Here is a 19595-nt window from a genome sequence, read left to right on the forward strand (position 1 = left end):
GAAGGCTACCCGGAACGGGCCGCCAGCCCCGGTCCGCGTCCGGGGAGCGGACGCTCGCGCAGCCGCCGCGCCAGGGCCGCCGCCGCCTCGGCCGGGTCGTCCGCCTCGGTGACGGCGCGCACGACCACGACCCGGCGGGCGCCCGCGTCGAGCACCGCGTCCAGGGTCCCCGCGTCGATGCCGCCGATGGCGAACCACGGGCGGTCACCCGCGGTCGCCGCGGCGTGGCGCACCAGGGGCAGCCCGGGGGCGGGGCGGCCCGGCTTGGTCGGGGTGGGCCAGCAGGGGCCCGTGCAGAAGTAGTCCACGCGGGGGTCGGCGACGGCGGCGTCCACCTCGGCCTCCGCGTGCGTGGAGCGCCCGATCAGCACGCCGTCGCCGAGGATGGCCCGGGCGGCGGCCACCGGCAGGTCCCCCTGGCCCAGGTGCAGGATGTCGGGCCCGGCCGCGTGCGCCACGTCCGCCCGGTCGTTGACCGCGAGGAGCCGGCCGTGCCGCCGGCAGGCGTCGGCGAACACGGCCAGGTGCTCCAGCTCCTCGGCTGCCTCAAGCGTCTTGTCGCGCAGCTGCACGATGTCCACGCCCGCGGCGAGCACCGCGTCGAGGAACCCCGGCAGATCGCCCTGCCGCTTTCTGGCGTCCGTGCACAGATAGAGCCGGGCGTCGGCGAGCCGCATGGGGTCCCCCTCAACGTTCGGGTGGCGGGGCGTTCGGATCACATGGCGTTCACATCACACGGCGAGCGCCTGGGCGCGGCGCTTCACCTCCGTGCCCCGATTCTCGCGCAGCGCGTCGGCGGGCGTGCCGGGGAGGCTGTCGTCGGGCGTGAAGAGCCACTCCAGCATCTCCTCGTCCGTGAAGCCGTCGTCGCGCAGCAGCGTCAGGGTGCCGGCCAGGCCCTTGACGATCTTGCCGCCGCCGACGAAGGCAGCGGGCACCTGGAGGACACGATTCTCGCCCCTGCGCACGGCGATGAGCTGGCCCTCCTTGACCAGCTGCCGGACGCGGGTCACCTCGACGCCGAGCTCATCGGCGACATCGGGAACGGTGAGCCAGGCGGGCACGAGAGCGTCGGTCTTCGCATCAATCTCGGTCACACGTCCAGCCTGCCACCTTCCACCGACAGCCGTCAGCGGGCGGCGGCCCTGAGTGGTACGGACGGGTCGGCGGCCCGCTCCGGGTCGAGCGCGGCGCCGCGTTCCAGCAGGCGGCGGCCCTGGGACAGGTCGCGGGGGCGGTCCACGGCGAGGAACGCCGTGAGCGCACCGCCATCGCCGAGCCACAGGGCCGTCCAGCCGGGCTCCCCTGGGTCGCCACGCCACAGCAGGGCGTCGGAGGGGCCGCGCAGCCCCGCGTGGGCCACATACCGGCCGAACTGCTCGGACCAGAAGTACGGCACCGGGTCGTGGACGGCGTCCCGGCCCAGGATCCCCGCGGCCACGGTGGCGGGACCGGTCATGGCGTTGTCCCAGTGGTGGATCAGCAGCCGCCTGCCGCCGTAGCGGGCGGCGGGGTAGGACGCGCAGTCGCCGACCGCCCAGACACCGGGCGCCGAGGCGCGCAGGGCGGCGTCGGCGGCGACCGAGCCGTCGGCGGCCAGCTCGACGCCCGAGCCCGCGAGCCAGCCGGTGGCCGGGCGCGAGCCGACCCCGACCAGCACGGCGTCCGCGCCGACCACGGTGCCGTCGGCCAGCTCGACCTCGCCGTCGTGGACGGCGGTCACGGGCGAGCCGGTGCGCAGCTCGGCGCCCGCGTCGGCGTACCAGCGGCGCATCGGCGCGGTGACCTCGGCGGGCAGCGCGCCCGCGAGCGGCTGGCGCCCCGCCTCGACCACGGTCACCCGGCAGCCGGCGGCGCGCGCCGCCGTGGCCACCTCGGCGCCGATCCAGCCCGCTCCCACCGCGACCACGCTGCCGCCCGCTTCCAGGACGGGCCTCAGGCGGCGCGCGTCGTCGAGGGTGCGCAGGGTGTGCACATTCGCGAGCCCCCCGGTGCCGGGCAACGCGACGGGCTCGGCGCCCGTGGCCAGCACCAGGTGGTCATAGGGCACCGGGCCGGCGTCGGTCTCCAGCACCCGGGCGTCGGCGCGCAGGCCCGTGGCGGTGCGGCCGAGTGCGAGCTCGACGCCCAGGGCCGCGAAGTCCATGTCGAGATCGGTGCGTTCGGCGGTGCCGAGCAGCAGCTCCTTGGACAGCGGGGGGCGGTCGTAGGGCGGGTGGGTCTCCGCCCCGACGAGCGTGACCGGACCGGCCCAGCCGCGCTCCCTCAGCCGGGCCGCGGTGTGCGCCCCCGCGAGACCCGCTCCCACCACGACCACACCGGACTCACTCACGCGCCCCAGCGTACGAGGGTATAAAGGCGGGGTGACTCCGGAGCCCTCCTCGTCCTCCAGGCCCGTCACCCTGGAGGACGTGGCCCGCGTCGCCGGGGTGTCCCGCGCCACCGTGTCACGCGTGATCAACGGCGAGGCCACCGTCGACCCCAGGCTGCGCAAGCTGGTCGACGAGGCCATCGCGCGGACGCGTTACGTGCCCAACCGCGCGGCGCGTTCGCTGGTGACGCGGCGCACCGACTCGGTCGCGCTGGTCGTCTCCGAGCGCGAACAGCGCGAGGTAACGGGCCCGTTCGTGGGCCGGATCTTCTCCGACCCCTACTTCGGGCGCGTGGTCGGCGGGCTGCTCGAGGTGGCCAGGCCGCGCGGGGTGCAGATGGTGCTGCTCCTCGCGGACGACGAGCCGTCCCGCACCCAGCTGCTCGGCTATCTCCAGCAGGGGCACGTGGACGGGGTGGTGCTGATCTCCTCGCACGCCGACGACCCGCTGCCCGGGCTGCTCGCGCGCACGGCGCTGCCCGCGGTGCTCGCGGGGCGGCCGGCGACGCCGCTCTCGCTGACCTCGGTGGACGCCGACCAGCGGGCGGGCGCGCGGCTCGCGGCCGAGCACCTGGCGGCGACCGGGCGGCGGCGCGTCGCGGCGATCGCGGGGCCGCAGGACATGACGGCGGCGCGCGAGCGGCTCGCGGGGTTCCTCGCGGCCGCGAAGGAGCGCGGCCTGGCCGAAGTGGTCTGGACGGAGGGGGACTTCACCCAGGCGAGCGGCACATCGGGGATGCAGCGGCTGCTCGGGCTGCGGCCCGATCTCGACGCGGTGTTCGTCGCCTCCGACCTGATGGCGCTCGGCGCGGTGGCGGCGCTGCACCGGCAGGGCAGGCGGGTGCCCGACGACGTGGCCGTGGTGGGCTTCGACGACAGCAGCTCGGCGCTCGCCTGCGACCCGCCGCTGACGACGGTCAGGCAGCCGGTGGAGGAGATGGCCGCGGAGATGGCCAGGCTGCTGCTGCGCCAGATCGACACGGGGGAACGTCCCCTGCCCTCGGTCGTGTTCCACCCCGAGCTGGTGATCCGGCAGAGCGGCTGAACGCTCCCGGCGCGCGCTCCGGCGCGCGGCGGGAGCCGTTCACCGATGGCCTTTCACTGGTAGACGCGGACGTAGTCCACCCGCATCCGCTGGGGGAAGACCGTGGAGCCGTCGGGCGGGCCCGGCCAGTCGCCGCCCACCGCGGTGTTGAGGATGATGAAGAAGTCGTGATCGAAGACCCAGGGCCCGACCGTCCTCTCCAGCTCCGCGCGGTCGACGGTGTGCACGACGTTGTCGTCCACGGTGAACACCATGCCCCGGCTGTCCCACTCCACCGCGTACACGTGGTAATCGGCCGACGCGGGGGCGGGCAGCTCGTGGGAGTCGCCGTAACCGCCACCGCCGTTGTAGGCGGGGGCGTGCAGCGTGGAGTGCACGGTGTGGGGCTCGTGACCCACGTGCTCCATGATGTCGATCTCGCCGGTGTAGGGCCAGGGGCGGCCCTCCGAGTAGAAGTCGGAGCCGAGCATCCAGAACGCGGGCCACATGCCGCGCGTGCTGGCCACCTGGATCCTGGCCTCGACGCGGCCGTAGGTGAAGTCGAACTTCCCGTAGGTGTTGATCCGGCCCGAGGTGTACTGGCACGTCGTGGAGCCGCTGAGCGGGTCGACGGGGCAGCTCGAGCCCGGCGTCTCCTGGCGGCGTGACTCGATGACCAGGGAGCCGTTGCCGTCCAGCGTGGTGTTCTGCCCGTCGGTGTACATCTGGAGCTCGTTGTTGCGCCCGTTGCCCGGGTCCTGGCTCCACTTGGCCGGGTCGGGGGTCGCGCCCGCGGGCCCGTCGAACTCGTCGCTCCACACCAGCTGCGGCGGGTCGGCGGGGTCCGGCGGCACGGGCGGTGCCTCGGGGGCGCCGCCCGTTCCGTACACCTGGAACTCCCACAGCGAGTAGCCGTAGGGGCCCGAGCGCTGTGTGCCGTACATCCGCACATAGCGGCCATCGCCCGAGACGGCCAGCTCCTCGCGGAAGCCCGCGCCGGTCGTGGTCCGGTAGATGGTCTCCCAGCTCTGGTTGTCGTCCGAGACCTGGATCTCGTACGCGAGGGCGTTGGCCGGGTCCCACTGGAGGACGACGCGGCTGATGTGCGCGGGGGCGCCCAGGTCGACGGAGATCCAGCCGGGGTCGCTCCAGCCGTTCTCGGGCGAGGTCGCCCAGCGGCTCGCGGGGTCGAAGTCGAACGCGCGGGCGGGGACGCACTCCCAGCAGTTGCCGTCGTGCTGGCTCGTGGACGCCTGCGCGGGCTTGTCGTAGGAGAGCAGGACCTCGTCCTGGGCCGCCGCGGAGGGCCCGGCGATGGCGGTGAGGCCGAGGAGCGTCGCCAGCGCGGCGACCAGCGCCGCCAGCGTGCGCGGCAGGCGCCTCCTCGGTGGGGTGGCATGCATGATCTCGTCCTGATCCTCTCTGGTGGGGGTCCGGTGGGGCTTCGGTGGGGCTTCGGTGGGGGTCCGGTGGGGGTCCGGTGGGGGGTGTATCGGGGTGGGGCCGCGTTCAGCCGCCCAGGGCCGTGAGCTCGTCGAGCTGGTCGGCGCGGGCCTCGTCGAGTCCGGCGGCGAGCGCGGTCGCGTCGGCGTCGGCTCCCGACTCCACCTCGGAACGCGACACCCGGGCCGACTGCTCCAGGTGCTCGCGCAGATGGGTCTTGGCCGCGCGGTCGAAGGCGGCGCCCTCGGTGGCGGCGAGGGCGGCCAGCTCCTCGTCCGTGACCATCCCTGGCATGTCGTGGCCCTCGTGGAGGTTGGTGTACTCGACGCCCGCCTCGTCCAACAGGGCGTGCAGCTCGGTGAGTTCGGAGCGGTGGCGCTCGGCGAGCCCCGTGGCGAACTCCCGGAACGCCCGGTCGGGGCTGCGCTCGGCGACCTGGTCGAGCAGCGGCAGGAGCTGGTCGTTGACCGGGATCATCAGCTGGATCCAGGCGAGGTCGGTGGCGTTCAGGGTGCCCACAGCGGCGGGGTCGGTGGCCGCGCCGGAGGCGGCCCCAGCCGCCGCGGACGGCTCGCGCGGCTCGCGCGGCTCGCGCGGCGCCTCCTCGTCCGGGCCGCCGCGGCCGGTCAGCAGCACCGGCGCGCACAGCGCGAGCGCGGCGGCGAGCAGCGCGGCGGCGGCCGAGCGCGCGGTGGGGGTGGTCGGCATGGGGCCGCGACTCCTTCCTGACGGTGCCGGCCCGCACGGGGCGGACCGGCACACGGGTGCGCCTGCTTCGGTGGTGCTCAGAAGGGTCGGACGGGGGTCACGAGGGGACGCCGTCGGCGCCGCACTTGATGACGGGGCGGATGCAGTCCTCCACCCGCCGCAGCATCTCGTCCTCGGGCCACGCGTTGAAGAAGTCGCCGTGCATCGTGTAGCCCGCTCCCGAGGCCAGCGCGAAGCCCGAGGGATCGCCGTTGACCGGGTAGCGCAGCACCTGTCGGAGCTTCGGCACCGCCACCGGGTGCGTCGACGGGCACTGACCGGCCACCGGGTAGGCCATGTGGCTCTTGTGGTCGGGCGAGTCCAGGTTCACGCCGTCCCAGCACTGCGGGAAGTCCAGATACGACTCCAACGCGGTGCCGCTTGGGCAGTTGACGAAGTCCTTCGAGGGGTTGACATGTCCGGCGTGCAGGCACGACCACCGTGCGATGGACTGGTCGGGGCCCGTGGCGAGGGCGTTGCCCGCCACGATCTTCAGGCCCCGGGGAAGCGGCTGGGTGTTCGCGACCACATCGGCGTCGACGCCCTCGCCGAGGTAGTAGAACGTCGCCGACTGCGGCTCGACCGGCTGGCCGTTCACGAACAGGGTCGGCACCCAGTACGAGGACAGGTCGATGACCGGGTCGCACGTGCTGTCGCCCTGGAGCAGATCGCCCAGGTTGGTGGTACCGGCGTCGGTCACCGTGCTGCCGAAGAAGCTGTGCATGTGCGAGGCGCCCGGCATGTCGGGGAAGACGATCGGGTCGTCGGGCAGCCGGTGGCTGAACGCGCACTCGGCCACGAACTCCGCGACGCGCACGGCGTTCGGGCCGACGTCCGCGGCCCGTTCCCCGGGCGCGGCCGTCGAGGCGGACGAGGCGAACAGCTGCGAGGCGAACAGCGCGGCGATGGCAAGCACCGCGAGGAGCGCGCGACGGGGCCACGGAGCCGTCCCGTCGCGGGGGTGGGGTGATGTCACGTGCTCTCCCATCGGGGGGTGGTGGGGGGTCAGAGAGCGCTCTCACGGTGGAACGTAGAAGTGGCCACCCATGCCGTCAAGGCATCCGGCGCATTCCCGGAACCGGATCCGTAGATGCCGGAGAGCATTTCGAGAGAGCGCTCTCTCAGCGCCGGGGCGACCCGCACTCCCCCGGCGCTCACGGCGCGTACTACGCTGGCATGTCGAGAAAGGCACCACGGGAGCCCGGCGTACCGGGCTGAGAGGGAGGCTGGCCGGCCTCCGACCGTACGCACCTGATCCGGGTCATGCCGGCGAAGGGAGGAGTCGCGTGGTTCCGCGCACCACATCACCGCGTTCACAGGGCCGTTCGTCCCCGCGCGCGTCGTTTGACGCGGTCGTGGTCGGCGGGGGCGTCATCGGCCTGGTCACCGCGTGGCGGGCGGCCGGACTCGGGCTGCGCACCGCGGTCGTCGACCCGACGCCAGGCGGCGGCGCCGCGCGGGTGGCGGCCGGGATGCTCGCCGCCGTCACGGAGTTGCGCCACGGCGAGGAGCCGCTGCTCGGCCTCGGCCTGGTCTCGGCGGCGCGCTGGGCCGACTTCGCGGCCGAGCTGGCCGAGGCGGCGGGCGCGGGCGTCGGGTACCGCGCGTGCGGCACGCTGGCCGCCGCGCTCGACGCGGACGACCGGGCGCAGCTGCGGGAGTTGCACGCGTTGCAACGCCGCTGCGGTCTGGAGACCGAGTGGCTGACGGGGCGTGAGTGCCGCCAGCTGGAGCCGATGCTCGCGCCGGGCGTGCGCGGGGGGCTCAGGGCGGACGGCGACCACCAGGTGGACCCCCGGCTGCTGACGGCCGCGCTGCTGACGGCGTGTGAGCGGGCCGGGGTGGCGTTCCACCGGGCCTGGGCGCGCGAGCTGACGGTGGCGCGAGGGCGGGCCACGGGGGTGGCGCTCGACGACGGAACGGCCCTGGCCGCCGGGCTCACCGTGCTCGCCGGGGGCTGCCGCAGCGGGCGGCTCGGCGGGCTGCCACCCGAGGTTTCGGTGCCGGTGCGGCCGGTCAAGGGGCAGGTGTTGCGGCTGCGGATCACGCGGCCCCTGGCGCCGTTCCTCTCGCGCACCGTGCGCGCGGTGGTACGCGGCGGGGATGTGTACCTGGTGCCGCGGGAGAGCGGCGAGCTGGTGGTGGGCGCGACATCGGAGGAGCGTGGCCTGGACACCACGGTGACGGCCGGGGGCGTCTACCAACTGCTTCGTGACGCCCATGAGCTGGTGCCGGGAATCACCGAGCTGCCGCTCGTGGAAACCCTGGCGGGGCTGCGGCCCGCGACGCCGGACAACGCCCCGCTGCTCGGCCCCACGGCGCTGCCAGGGCTGCACCTGGCGACCGGTCACCACCGCAACGGCGTGCTGCTCGCCCCGGTCACGGGGGACGCGCTGGCCGCCTCGCTCAAGACCGGCGAACTGCCGGACTACGCCCGCCCGTTCGCGGCGGACCGATTCGCCATCAGCGGCTGGGAGGTGCCGGTGTGAAGGACACGGTGAACGGCCGGGTGACGGTATGGGTGAACGGTGAACGCCGCGCCCTGGCCAGCGGGACCACGCTGGACGCGCTGGTGGGCGCGCTGACCTCGGCCGCCTCGGGGGTCGCCGCCGCGGTGAACGAGACGGTGGTCCCGCGCGGGCGGTGGGCGGGGACCGCGCTGGCCGACGGCGACCGCGTCGAGGTACTGACCGCAGTGCAGGGAGGCTGACCAGGCTTGACCACCCCATCGACACCGACATCGACATCGACACCGACACCGACATCGACCGCGACATCGACCGCGACACCGACATCGACCCCGACGGCGACGGCGCGGCCCGGCGACGAGGCGGCCGCGGACGACGCCCAGGACGTCTGGCACCTCGGCGCGTTGCGGCTGACGTCGCGGCTGATCATGGGCACGGGCGGCGCGCCGAGCCTGGAGGTGCTGCGGGACGCGCTGGTCGCGTCGGGCACCCAGCTGACCACGGTGGCGATGCGCCGCCTCGACCCCCGCGTGGGCGGCTCGGTCCTCTCGGTGCTTGGCGAACTCGGCATCGTCCCGCTGCCCAACACCGCGGGCTGCCACACGGTGGGCGAGGCCGTGCTGACGGCGCGGCTCGCGCGCGAGGCGCTGGGCACCGACCTCGTGAAGCTGGAGGTGATCGCCGACGAGCGCACCCTGCTGCCCGATCCCGTGGCCACGCTCGACGCGGCGGAGCTCCTGGTGGACGACGGGTTCACGGTGCTGCCCTACACCAACGACGACCCGGTGATCGCCCAGCGCCTCGAGGAGGCGGGCTGTGCGGCGGTGATGCCGCTGGGCTCGCCCATCGGCTCGGGCCTCGGCATCCGCAACCCGCACAACTTCCAGCTCATCGCCGAGCGCGTCTCCGTGCCGGTGATCCTGGACGCGGGGGCGGGCACGGCGTCGGACGCGGCGCTCGCGATGGAGCTGGGGTGCGCCGGGGTGATGCTGGCGTCCGCGGTAACCCGGGCGCGGCGGCCCGTGCTGATGGCGGAGGCGATGCGGAACGCCGTGGTCGCGGGGCGCCTGGCCTACCGGGCGGGGCGGATGCCGCGGCGGCACCACGCCGAGGCGTCGTCCCCGGCCGAGGGTCTCGCGTCGCTCGATCCCGAGCGTCCGGCGTTCTCGTACTGATATACGATCCACGCCTACGATGCACGCTGGTGCCCCCGGGGAAGAGCGACACCACGCCCGGCACCACGCCCTTGGGGGGTCTGTGAGCACACCGCCGCCACCGGACGCGCCGCCGCCACCACCGGCACAGGGCGCCGCGCCGCTGATACCCCAGGCGCCCGCGGTGCCGCCGCGGCAGCCGTTCGGCAGGCTGCCGGTCTGGGCGTTCATCACGTCGTTCGGCGTCTTCCCGTTGGGCCTGATGCTCGGCGTCCTCGCGCTCGCCAGGCCGCGGGTCACTCCCGAGCGGGGGCGCGGCCTCGCGGTGGCCGGGCTGGTGATCGCGTCGTTGCAGGTGGTGGCGCTCGCGGTGGCCGTTCCGCTCGCCGTGATGAGCGACCCCAGGGGCGGCACCGGCGACAGGACCGGCATCGGGGCCGCGCCTGGCGGCGCTGAGGAGCGGGAGAGCGCCCCCGGGGGCGACCAGGGGGACGGCTCGGAGGGCACGGACGGCGAGGACGTCCAGGTCAACGACATCGAGGCGGGTGACTGCTTCGACCCCGGCACGAGCCTGGACGCGTTCGGCGAGGGCGTCGAGGAAACGTTTGTCACCCGCCGCCCGTGCGAAGGGCCGCACGAGGCGGAGGCGTTCGGGACGGTCCTGGTCGAGGGGCACGACGCGTTCCCCGGCGACGAGGAGATCCTGACGCTGGCCGAGGAGGAGTGCGACCGGCTGATCCAGGGTTATGTGCTGGACACCTGGGCGCTCCCGCTCGACGTCAGCCCGTACTACTACCACCCGACCAGGGACTCATGGCAGTACGGCGACCGTGAGGTCATCTGCTTTCTCGGCCACCTCGACGGCGGCCAGCTCGACGAGACGCTGCGCGGGGACGCCAGCGGCATGAGCGAGGACCAGCTGGGCTATCTGGAGATCACCACCCCGCTCGACCTCGTGACGTGGAGCGAGCCGCTGCCCGAGGCGGATCTCGCGGACCGTCAGGTGTGGGCGGCGCGCATGGCCGAGGTGGTGGAGGCCGAGACCGAGGCGCTCGCGGACCACGCGTGGTCGCCCGGGGTCGACGAGCTGATCGGGCGGCTTGTGCGGGCGCGCGAGGAGAGCCTGGCCAGCTGGTCGGGCGCGGCGGGCGCGGTGGACGCCGACGCGTTCGACGCCTATGTGGACACGGGGTACGCGGTGATGGGCATCGAGCTCGAGGTCGAGATCCGCGACACCCTGGGCCTGGCGACGGGGGCCTGACGGCGGGGGCCCGGGAGGGCGGCCCGGGGGCGGCCGGTGCGTGGCCCTTCGTCACCGTTCGGCCGCGGTTGTGGCCCGGGGCGGTCGTCAACGGCCGGACGACGCCGCGGTGCTCGTAGACTCGGGTGCCGTGGACACCACCCTTCACGACCCGCTGATCGGACACGTTCTCGACGGGCGCTACCGCGTCGACGAGCGGATCGCCGTGGGGGGCATGGCCACCGTCTACCGGGCGGTGGACACCCGGCTCGACCGGGTGCTCGCCCTGAAGGTGATGCACCCCTCGCTCGCGGGCGACGCGGCGTTTACCGAGCGGTTCATCCGCGAGGCCAAGGCCGCGGCCCGGCTCGCCCACCCCAACATCGTGGGGGTGCTCGACCAGGGCAGGGACGGGGGCTATGTCTACCTCGCGATGGAGTATGTCGCGGGCTGCACCCTGCGGGATCTGCTGCGCGGCCGGGGCGCGCTCCAGCCGCGCGCGGTGCTCGACATCATGGAGCCGGTGCTCGCGGGGCTCGCCGCCGCGCACCGGGCGGGCCTGGTGCACCGGGACATCAAGCCGGAGAACGTCCTGATCGGCGACGACGGCCGGGTCAAGGTCGCCGACTTCGGGCTGGTCCGCGGCGTGGACAGCCAGACGTCGGCCACCACGGGGTCGGTGCTCGGCACGGTGTCGTATCTGGCGCCCGAGCAGATCGAGGGCGGCGCGGTGGACCCGCGCAGCGACGTCTACGCGTGCGGCCTGCTGCTGTACGAGATGCTGACCGGCGCGAAGGCGCACCAGGGGGACTCCCCGGCGCGCGTGCTGTACGCGCGGGTGCACGAGGACGTTCCCGCGCCGTCGGCCGCGGTGCGAGGGCTCGCCCCCGAGCTCGACGGCCTGGTCGCGGCGGCCGCGGCCAGGGTGCCGGGGGACCGGCCGACGGACGCGGCGGCGATGCTGGGCCTGGTGCGCGCGGCGCGGGCCGCGATGACCGATCAGCAGCTCGACGCGCAGCCGCCCGCTTCGGCCCTTGCGGGCGTGGTGGGCCCCGACGACCTCACGCGCGAGGTGCCGCCGATGCCCGCGGGGGTCGGCGCGCGGGCCGACGGAACGCAGGTCACCAGCCGCATCGAGCTTCCCGATGGCGCGCCCCTGCCGCCCGAAGGCCCGCTTGAAGGGCCGCCCGAAGGGCTGCGGCGGCGCGGGGTGCGCGCCGGGGTGCGCGCCGGGGTGCGCGGGCGGCTTCCGCGCCGTCGGGCGCTGCCCTTGATCGCGCTCGCGCTGCTGCTCGTAGCCGGTGGCGTGGGCGTGTGGTACATCAACTCCGGGCAGTTCATGCGGACTCCAGGCGTCTACGACCTGACCGTCGACGAGGCCACCGCCGAGCTGCGGGACGCGGGCCTGAGGGTGCGGATCGAGGAGGACTTCTCCGAGACCGTCGAGCCGGGGCATGTCATCGCGACGGATCCTGAACGGGGCGAGCGGATCAGGAACAACGCCACGGTGACGCTCACCGTCTCGCTCGGCCCCGAGGTCGCCGAGGTGCCCAACGTCAGGGGCCTGCCGCTCGACGAGGCGCAGGCCGAGCTGCGGGACGCGGGGCTGACGCCGGGCGAGGAGGAGTGGGTCTTCTCCGACGAGGTGCCGCGCGGCTCGGTGCTCGAGACGGACCCCGCGCCCGGCGAGGAGCGCCGCCCCGACTCGGCGGTGCGCCTGGTGGTGAGCAGGGGCCCCGAGATCGATGTGCCCGATGTGACCGGGATGTCCGAGAGTTCGGCCATCGCGCGCCTGGAGCGCGCGGGCTTCGACGTCGACGTCGAGTCAGGGCGCGTGTACTCCGACGAGGAGCCGGGCACGGTCGCCGAGCAGTCGCCAGGCGGCGGCGAGACCGCGGCCGAGGGCGACACGGTCCAGCTCACGCTCTCCCGCGGCCCCGAGATGATCGAGGTGCCCGACGTGGGCGACATGGACGAGGGCGAGGCCAGGGAGACGCTCGAGGACGCGGGCTTCGAGGTGAACGTCAACCGGATCTTCCTGCTCGGCGACGTCTTCAACCAGTCACCAGGGCCTGGCGACCGGGCGCCGCGCGGCTCGACCGTGACGATCTGGGTCAACTGACCCCGCGGCGGCCCCTCCGGCGGGGGCCGCCGCCACCGGGTGCCCCGTTTCATCCCGTGCGCCCTGTGAACCACGTCATGAGACGCACATCACATACGAATCCGCTTAGTGCTCGGGGGTCTCCCCCCATTTCCGCCGCAGGGCCCGGGAATTCCCGTCCCGCGGCTTTCTCGTTTCCCGGGGCATTCCTCGTCCACCACTATGGCGCCTAGTACACGGGGATATTGCGCGCCGATTTTGAGTGCTGTTACGAAGGGCCATCGCAACCGGCCCCTGACACGCCACCGAACACGAGGTCCCCCGAAATGCCCGCTCACCGCAGAACGTCCACGCTCCGCAAGACCCGATTGCGGCGCACCACCACCGCGACGCTGGCCGCCGCCGGTGTGTGCGCCCTGGCCCTGTCGGCGACGCCCGCGGCGGCCGACACCAAGACCGCGGTCCAGGTGGCCAACTCCCGCGCGGTGGCCTGGGATGTGAAGGCCGCCGACCTCCCGGGACACCGGCAGCCAGGGGCCTTGGCCCCCGAGGTCGCCGAGTTCGCCGAGCTGGCCCCCGGCACGAAGTCCGCGCTGGCCACCGCGGTGGCGGGGCAGCGCGCGTTCGCCGCCGAGAGCGCCAAGCAGGCCGAGTGCGAGGAGCGCGAGGAGCGCGAGGCCGCCGCCGAGGCCGAGCGGCAGGCCGAGGAGGAACGGCAGGCCGAGGCCGAGCGGCAGGCCCAGGAGGAGGCCCAGGCCGCCGAGGAGGAGCCCACCGCCCAGGCCGCCGCCGAGCCCGAGGCCGCCCCCGCGGCGCCCCCGGCCGCCGAGGCCGAGCCCGAGCCCGCGGCCGAGCCCGCGGCGCCGACCTATCCCGACAATCTCGACGGATGGATCCGCGAGGCCCTTGACGTCATGGCCGCGAACGGAATTCCCGGCACCTATGACGGACTTCACCGCAACATCATCCGCGAGTCGAGCGGCGACCCCAACGCCATCAATCTCTGGGATATCAACGCCATCAACGGAACGCCTTCCATCGGCCTTCTCCAGGTGATTCAGCCGACGTTCGACGCCTATCACGTCGAGGGCACCCCGTATGACATCTACGACCCGGTGGCCAACCTGGTCGCGGCGGCCAACTACGCCTGGGACCGCTACGGTTCGATCGACAACGTCAACGGCCCCTACTGATCCGGTCGTCCGGCCCCGTTCCGCGCCCGGTGGCACGCGGGAACGGTGACGGCCCGCGACCGTGATCCGATCGGCGGCCAGCCCCCGTGAGCCGGGGGCTGGCCGCCGTCGGCGTTCACAGCTCGGGGCCTTCGCCCTCCCGCTCCTGGTACGAGTACCGCTGCTCGCGCCAGGGGTCGCCGATGTTGTGGTAGCCGCGCTCCTCCCAGAAGCCGCGGCGGTCGGCCGTCATGTACTCCACGCCCCGCACCCACTTGGGGCCCTTCCAGGCGTAGAGGTGCGGCACCACGAGGCGCAGCGGGAAGCCGTGCTCCGCGGTCAGCAGCTCGCCGTTCCTGTGGGTGGCCAGGATGGTCCGCTCGGCGGCGAAGTCGGCCATCCGCAGGTTGGCGCCGTAGCCGTACTCGGCCCACACCATCACATGCGTCGCGGCGGGCGCGGGCGGGGCCAGGCGGAGGATCGCGGCGCCGGTGACGCCGCCCCACTCGGAGCCCAGCATGGTGAACTTCGTGACGCAGTGCAGATCGGCGACGACCGTCTCGTGGGGCAGCGCGGAGAACTCCTCGTGCGTCCAGCAGCGCTTGTCGCCGTCCGCCGTCGCCCCGAAGACGCGGAACTCCCACCGCTCGGGCCGAAAGCGGGGCACCGGGCCGTAGTGGGTGACGGGCCAGCCGCGCTGGAGCCGCTGCCCCGGGGGGAGCCGTTCGGCGTCCGAGCCGGTCCCCTCCCCCGCGCGGCGCTCCGGCTGACCCATGCCCTCCATGGTGACAGACCCGTTCCCGCGCCTCGCACCGCCACCCCGCCGCCCGCTCCCACCCGGCGAAACCCCTGGTCACCGGCATGATTCGGTAAGCCTTCGCTTACTGGACTGCGAGCCGCGCCGGTGCCACGATCGCGAACGACGGGACATACGAGCGACATACGAGCGAGAGACAACCGGACGCGCGACGCCGCCGGGCGTCGCCGAGTCAAGCGCAGTCAAGCGCAGTCAAGCGCACTGAATCCGAGCGAAGGAGTGCTCAGCCATGCAGGGCGACCCCGAGGTCATCGAGTTCCTCAACGAGCAGCTGACCGCCGAGCTGACCGCCATCAACCAGTACTTCCTGCACGCCAAGATGCAGGAGAACTTCGGCTGGCCGAAGCTGGCGGCCTACACCCGCGCCGAGTCGATGGACGAGATGCGGCACGCGGAGGTGCTGACCGACCGCATCCTCTTCCTCGAGGGGCTGCCGAACTACCAGCGCCTCTTCCACGTCCGCGTCGGGCAGACGGTCACCGAGATGTTCCAGGCCGACCGGCAGATCGAGGTGGAGGCCATCGACCGCCTGCGGCGCGGCATCCATGTGATGCGCGGCAAGAACGACATCACCTCGGCCCGCATCTTCGAGGACATCCTGGCGGACGAGGAGCACCACATCGACTATCTGGACACCCAGCTCGAACTGCTGGAGAAGCTGGGCGAGCCGCTGTACATCGCGCAGCAGATCGAGCAGCCGAAGGAGGCGTGAGCGGACGGGCGGGCGACGGGGCGCGGGCGCGCGTTCACACGAGGGTGACACCCGGGGCGACGGGGCTCCCCACGGCGGGCGAGGTGACCGGCTCGCGGCGGGCGCAACCGCCGCGGCCGAGCAGGCCCTGGATCCTGCGGACACACGAGCCGCAGTCCGTCCCCGCGCCGCACTCGGAGGCGATCGCCCGGGGCGTTCCCGCTCCGGCGGCGGCGTGCTCCCGCACCTGCTGCTCCGTGATGCCGAAGCACGAGCAGACGTACACGCTTTTTCCCCTCCGGCGGTCCACTGAGGTAAGGCTCACCTTACCTTCCCGCCGAGGAGCGGCACCAGTGCCCCGGGCTGTGGCTCGCGCCACCCCCGGGGCACCGCCCTGTACGGACCCGGGCCGCGTACGGACCCGGGCCGCTACGCGCGGTACATCTCCGCCACGAGGAACGCCAGGTCGAGCGACTGGCTGCGGTTGAGCCTGGGGTCGCAGGCCGTCTCGTAGCGCTGGTGCAGGTCGTCGACGAAGATCTCGTCCCCGCCACCGACACACTCGGTGACGTCGTCGCCCGTCAGCTCGACATGGATGCCACCGGGGTGCGTGCCGAGCGCCTTGTGGACCTCGAAGAAGCCCTTGACCTCGTCGAGCACGTCGTCGAAGCGCCGGGTCTTGTGCCCCGAGGCGGCCTCGAACGTGTTCCCGTGCATCGGGTCGCACACCCACGCCACCTGCGCGCCCTGGGCGGTGACCCGCTCCACGAGCTCGGGCAGGCGGTCCCTGATCCGGTCGGCGCCCATGCGCGTGATGAACGTCAGCCGCCCCGGCTCCCGTTCGGGATCGAGCCGCTCGATCAGCTCAAGGGCCGTCTCCGGCGTGGTCGTCGGGCCCAGCTTGACGCCGATGGGGTTGCGGATGGAGGCGGCGAACGCGATGTGCGCGCCGTCGAGCTGCCGCGTCCGCTCGCCGATCCACACCATGTGGCCCGACACGTCGTACAGCCGCCCGCTGCGCGAGTCCACGCGGGTCAGCGCGGCCTCGTAGTCCAGCAGAAGCGCCTCGTGGGAGGCGTAGAACTCCACCGAGTGGAACTCCGCGGGGTCGGCGCCGCACGCCTTCATGAAGTTCAGCGCGTTGTCGATCTCGCGGGCCAGCGCCTCGTACCGCTGCCCCGAGGCCGAGGTCCGCACGAAGTCCTGGTTCCACGCGTGGACCTGGTGCAGGTCGGCGTAGCCGCCCGTGGTGAAGCCGCGCACGAGGTTCAGCGTGGCGGCCGACGCGTGGTACATGCGCCGCAGCCGGTCGGGGTCGGGCACGCGCGCCTCGGCGGTGAACTCCGCGCCGTTGACCGAGTCGCCCCGGTAGCTGGGGAGGGTCACGCCGTTCCGCGTCTCGACGGGCTTGGACCTGGGCTTGGAGTACTGCCCCGCGATCCGGCCCACCTTGACCACGGGCACCGCGGCGGCATAGGTCAGCACCGCGCTCATCTGGAGCAGCGTCTTGAGCTTGGCACGGATCTGGTCGGCGCTGACCTGGTTGAACGCCTCCGCGCAGTCCCCGCCCTGGAGCAGGAACGCCTCGCCCCTGGCGACCGCGGCCATCCTGGCGCGCAACTGGTCGCACTCGCCCGCGAAGACGAGCGGCGGATAGCTTTCGAGGTCCGCGGTCACCTCACGCAGAACCCCGAGGTCCGGGTAGTCGGGCTGCTGCGCCGCGGGCAGGTCTCGCCAGGAGCTGGCGATGGAGGTGCTGCTGTCAGCGTTCACGGTCACGAGCCCAGGTTACGGGGGGCCGCCACCCGTTTGCCCACGCGGTCGGGGAGTGAGACGGCTCCGGCGCGCGCGCCGGAGCGTGCCGTACAGTGTGCGCATGTTCGCGCAGCACACCCGCAGCTGGTGGTGGACCGCTTCCGAGGCGGCCACCTGACTGCGCGATCCCGTGAGGACAGAAGCGAAGGCCGCCCCGAGGGGCGGCCTTCGGCGTTTCCACGCGGCCGTCCCCTCCCGATCCCCGGAAGGGATTCCCGTGTCCGATCCCCGTGTCCCCGTTGGGCCCGAGCCCCCTGTGCCCGCCCCTCTCGTCCCCGGCCTCTTCGCCGCGCTCGAGGCGGGCGACACCCCGTTCGCCCTGCTGCGCCGCCGCCCGCCGGGCCGCGACGCCGACCTGGTGGAGGTGCTGACCGGGCCCGTGCGCGACATCGAACGGCTCGCCGACATCCCCGAGCACCCCGGCGCGCTCGCGCTCGTGCCCTACCGCCAGCTCGCCGAGCGCGGCTTCGACGTCCCCGACGACGGAACGCCCCTGAGCGTCCTGCTGCCCGACGCGCTCACCGAGGTGCCGCTCGAAGCGGCGCTCGCCGCGCTGCCCGCGCACGAGGTCGCGGTGGCCGACGGTGGCTTCGACATCCCCGACGCCGCGTACGCCCGGATCGTCCGGGACGTGCTCGGAGACGAGATCGGCTCGGGCCAGGGCGCCAACTTCGTCATCAGGCGCACGTTCACCGGGCGGATCGACGGCTTCGCGCGCCGGGACGCGCTGGCCCTCTTCCGCCGCCTGCTGCTGGCCGAACGCGGCGCGTACTGGACGTTCGTCGTGCACACCGGGCGTCGGGTGCTGGTCGGGGCGAGCCCCGAGGTACACGTCAGGATGAGCGGCGGCACGGTCGTGATGAACCCCATCAGCGGCACCTACCGCTACCCGCCCGAGGGGCCGAGCGTGGAGGGGCTGCTTGCGTTCCTCGGCGACCGCAAGGAGACCGAGGAGCTGTCCATGGTCGTGGACGAGGAGCTGAAGATGATGTGCGCGGTCGGGGACCGCGGCGGGCTCGTCGTCGGCCCGCGGCTGCGCGAGATGGCCCATCTGGCGCACACCGAGTACGAGTTGCGCGGGCGCAGCACGCTGGACGTGCGCGACGTGCTGCGGGAGACGATGTTCGCGGCGACGGTCACCGGCAGCCCCGTGGAGAACGCCTGCCGCGTCATCGCCCGCCACGAGCGGGGCGGGCGCGGCTACTACGCGGGCGCGCTCGCGCTGCTCGGGCGGGACGCGGGGGGCGCGCAGACGCTCGACTCGCCGATCCTGATCCGCACCGCGGACATCGACGTGGCCAGCGGCCGGGTGCGGGTGCCGGTGGGCGCGACGCTGGTGCGCGGCTCCGACCCCATGGGCGAGGTCGCCGAGACGCACGCCAAGGCGGCCGCGGTGCTCTCGGCGCTGGGCGCGCGGCCCATGGCCGACCCCGGCGCCGCGCCCCCGCCCGCGCTCGCCGCCGACCCCAGGGTGCGGGCGGCGCTGGCGGGGCGGCGGGCGCGGCTCGCGCCGTTCTGGCTGCGGATGCGGGACGAGGAGGCGCCGGTCCCCTCGGCTCCCGCCGCCCCTGAGGTGCTCGTGGTGGACGGGGAGGACACGTTCACGTCGATGCTGGCGCATCTGCTGCGCTCGACGGGGGCGCGCGTGCGGGTGATGCGCTACGACGCGCCCGGCGCGCGGGAGCGCGCGCTGGCGCATCCGGGGCCCGTGGTCCTCGGGCCTGGACCCGGCGACCCGAACGACGCGTCCGACCCGAAGATGCGGATCCTGCGGTCGCTGACGGGCGCGCTGCTCGCCGCGCCAGGGCGGAGCGGGGTGATCGGCGTGTGCCTCGGCCATGAGCTGATCGCGGCGGAGCTGGGGCTGCGGGTGGTGCGCAAGGGCGTTCCGTTGCAGGGGGCCCAGGAGGAGATCGACCTCTTCGGGCGCGCGGAGACGGTGGGCTTCTACAACTCGTTCGTGGCGCGCGGCGAGCCGGTGGCTCCCGGGGTGGAGCTGAGCGCGGACCCGGCTACGGGCGAGATCCACGCGCTGCGCGCGCCCGGCGTCGTGGGCGTCCAGTTCCACCCGGAGTCGGTGCTGACGCTGAACGGCCCCGGGATCGCACGCCAGTTGCTCGCCGCGGTGGCGCCTCCGGCGAGGTCGACGGGGCCCGGCCTCCGGCCGGGATGAACTCCCCCACCCACCCGCCCTCCCTTAGCGGAGGGCCCGCCTGCGGCGGGGGCACCCCCCGGCGGGGGGGGACCGCCCCCGGCGCGGGGGTTCGCCCCCGGCGCGCGGGCCCGCCCCCCGGCAGAGAACCGTGGGGAGTCCGGCTGCGGCCAGGGGCCCGGCCTCCGGCGCGGGGGCCCCAGCCCGGGCGCGCGGGAGGCACTCGGCCCGGCCGCTAGGCCGCAACCGTCCCCGGCGACAAGGGGGCCAGGCACCGGCCGACGACGCCCCGGGCAGGAACCACCACGGCCCTCCCACACGCGGCAGCCGCCGCCCGGCAGAACGCCCCTCCGGCGCGGGGGCCCCAGCCCGGTGAGGGGTCGCCCCGGGAGGGGGCGCG

Annotated in this window: 17 protein-coding genes, 1 pseudogene and 1 riboswitch; of the genes and pseudogenes, 9 read left to right on the plus strand and 9 right to left on the minus strand. The window is 74.0% G+C overall.

The genetic code is table 11. The features are described 5' to 3' along the window. Window positions 1-5 precede the first annotated feature (5 nt). From thiE to DEH69_RS09865, 3 genes are read right to left on the minus strand one after another with little or no spacing between them, the layout of a single operon-like run. A complete protein-coding gene (gene thiE, locus DEH69_RS09855) occupies window positions 6-677 on the minus strand; it encodes a thiamine phosphate synthase (protein ID WP_113686541.1) in 672 nt (223 codons plus the stop codon). 54 nt (window positions 678-731) lie between these two features. Further along, window positions 732-1097 carry an Rv2175c family DNA-binding protein gene (locus tag DEH69_RS09860; protein ID WP_113686542.1) on the minus strand — a complete coding sequence of 122 codons (366 nt, stop codon included), beginning with the start codon at window positions 1095-1097 and terminating at the stop codon, window positions 732-734. Window positions 1098-1129: 32 nt separating this feature from the next. Next, window positions 1130-2332 (minus strand): NAD(P)/FAD-dependent oxidoreductase, encoded by a 1203-nt coding sequence (locus DEH69_RS09865; RefSeq protein ID WP_258534563.1) that lies wholly within the window; start codon window positions 2330-2332, stop codon window positions 1130-1132. Window positions 2333-2363: 31 nt separating this feature from the next. Between DEH69_RS09865 and DEH69_RS09870 the strand changes: the two genes are divergently transcribed. Beyond that, window positions 2364-3416, plus strand: coding sequence for a LacI family DNA-binding transcriptional regulator (locus DEH69_RS09870; RefSeq protein WP_113686543.1), 1053 nt, complete (start codon window positions 2364-2366; stop codon window positions 3414-3416). Window positions 3417-3469: 53 nt separating this feature from the next. Here DEH69_RS09870 and DEH69_RS09875 read toward each other — a convergent pair. The 3 genes and pseudogenes from DEH69_RS09875 to DEH69_RS09885 form a co-directional block, all read right to left on the minus strand. After that, a pseudogene (locus DEH69_RS09875) lies at window positions 3470-4681 on the minus strand (family 16 glycosylhydrolase); the annotation flags it as partial. Between the two features lie 223 nt (window positions 4682-4904). Further along, the gene (locus DEH69_RS09880; RefSeq protein ID WP_113686545.1) at window positions 4905-5546 is read right to left on the minus strand and encodes a DUF305 domain-containing protein; all 642 of its coding nucleotides are present in this window, start codon (window positions 5544-5546) and stop codon (window positions 4905-4907) included. A gap of 97 nt (window positions 5547-5643) precedes the next feature. Next, window positions 5644-6561 (minus strand): DUF1996 domain-containing protein, encoded by a 918-nt coding sequence (locus tag DEH69_RS09885; protein WP_258534564.1) that lies wholly within the window; start codon window positions 6559-6561, stop codon window positions 5644-5646. A gap of 207 nt (window positions 6562-6768) precedes the next feature. Continuing rightward, window positions 6769-6880, plus strand: a riboswitch (TPP riboswitch). Here DEH69_RS09885 and thiO point away from each other — a divergent pair. The 6 genes from thiO (at window position 6872) to DEH69_RS09915 (ending at window position 13741) form a co-directional block, all read left to right on the plus strand. Then, window positions 6872-8074, plus strand: coding sequence for a glycine oxidase ThiO (thiO, locus tag DEH69_RS09890; protein ID WP_113686547.1), 1203 nt, complete (start codon window positions 6872-6874; stop codon window positions 8072-8074). Its footprint overlaps the riboswitch before it by 9 nt. Continuing rightward, window positions 8071-8295, plus strand: coding sequence for a sulfur carrier protein ThiS (gene thiS, locus DEH69_RS09895; protein WP_258534565.1), 225 nt, complete (start codon window positions 8071-8073; stop codon window positions 8293-8295). Before thiO ends, thiS begins: the two co-directional genes overlap by 4 nt. Before the next feature lie 162 nt (window positions 8296-8457). Continuing rightward, complete coding sequence (locus DEH69_RS09900; protein WP_258534572.1) at window positions 8458-9228, plus strand: thiazole synthase; 771 nt, start codon at window positions 8458-8460, stop codon at window positions 9226-9228. Between the two features lie 82 nt (window positions 9229-9310). Beyond that, the gene (locus DEH69_RS09905; protein ID WP_181727347.1) at window positions 9311-10468 is read left to right on the plus strand and encodes a DUF4190 domain-containing protein; all 1158 of its coding nucleotides are present in this window, start codon (window positions 9311-9313) and stop codon (window positions 10466-10468) included. Window positions 10469-10598: 130 nt separating this feature from the next. Beyond that, window positions 10599-12569 carry a Stk1 family PASTA domain-containing Ser/Thr kinase gene (gene pknB / locus DEH69_RS09910; protein WP_113686550.1) on the plus strand — a complete coding sequence of 657 codons (1971 nt, stop codon included), beginning with the start codon at window positions 10599-10601 and terminating at the stop codon, window positions 12567-12569. Window positions 12570-12874: 305 nt separating this feature from the next. Next, complete coding sequence (locus DEH69_RS09915; protein ID WP_113686551.1) at window positions 12875-13741, plus strand: transglycosylase SLT domain-containing protein; 867 nt, start codon at window positions 12875-12877, stop codon at window positions 13739-13741. 115 nt (window positions 13742-13856) lie between these two features. Here DEH69_RS09915 and DEH69_RS09920 read toward each other — a convergent pair whose 3' ends face one another. Next, a complete protein-coding gene (locus DEH69_RS09920) occupies window positions 13857-14495 on the minus strand; it encodes a sulfite oxidase-like oxidoreductase (protein ID WP_113686635.1) in 639 nt (212 codons plus the stop codon). 271 nt (window positions 14496-14766) lie between these two features. Here DEH69_RS09920 and bfr point away from each other — a divergent pair, with 271 nt between their 5' ends. Next, complete coding sequence (bfr, locus tag DEH69_RS09925) at window positions 14767-15249, plus strand: bacterioferritin (RefSeq protein WP_113686552.1); 483 nt, start codon at window positions 14767-14769, stop codon at window positions 15247-15249. A gap of 34 nt (window positions 15250-15283) precedes the next feature. Here bfr and DEH69_RS09930 read toward each other — a convergent pair whose 3' ends face one another. Both DEH69_RS09930 and DEH69_RS09935 read right to left on the minus strand, forming a co-directional pair. Beyond that, window positions 15284-15514 (minus strand): bacterioferritin-associated ferredoxin, encoded by a 231-nt coding sequence (locus DEH69_RS09930; RefSeq protein ID WP_113686553.1) that lies wholly within the window; start codon window positions 15512-15514, stop codon window positions 15284-15286. Between the two features lie 143 nt (window positions 15515-15657). Next, window positions 15658-17007: a class II 3-deoxy-7-phosphoheptulonate synthase gene (locus DEH69_RS09935; RefSeq protein WP_113686554.1), complete on the minus strand. Its 1350-nt coding sequence runs from the start codon at window positions 17005-17007 to the stop codon at window positions 15658-15660. Between the two features lie 292 nt (window positions 17008-17299). Here DEH69_RS09935 and DEH69_RS09940 point away from each other — a divergent pair, with 292 nt between their 5' ends. Continuing rightward, window positions 17300-19216 carry an anthranilate synthase family protein gene (locus DEH69_RS09940; protein ID WP_113686555.1) on the plus strand — a complete coding sequence of 639 codons (1917 nt, stop codon included), beginning with the start codon at window positions 17300-17302 and terminating at the stop codon, window positions 19214-19216. The last annotated feature ends 379 nt before the right edge of the window (window positions 19217-19595 follow it).

This window comes from Streptomyces sp. PT12 (assembly GCF_003311645.1).
Classification (GTDB): domain Bacteria; phylum Actinomycetota; class Actinomycetes; order Streptomycetales; family Streptomycetaceae; genus Streptomyces.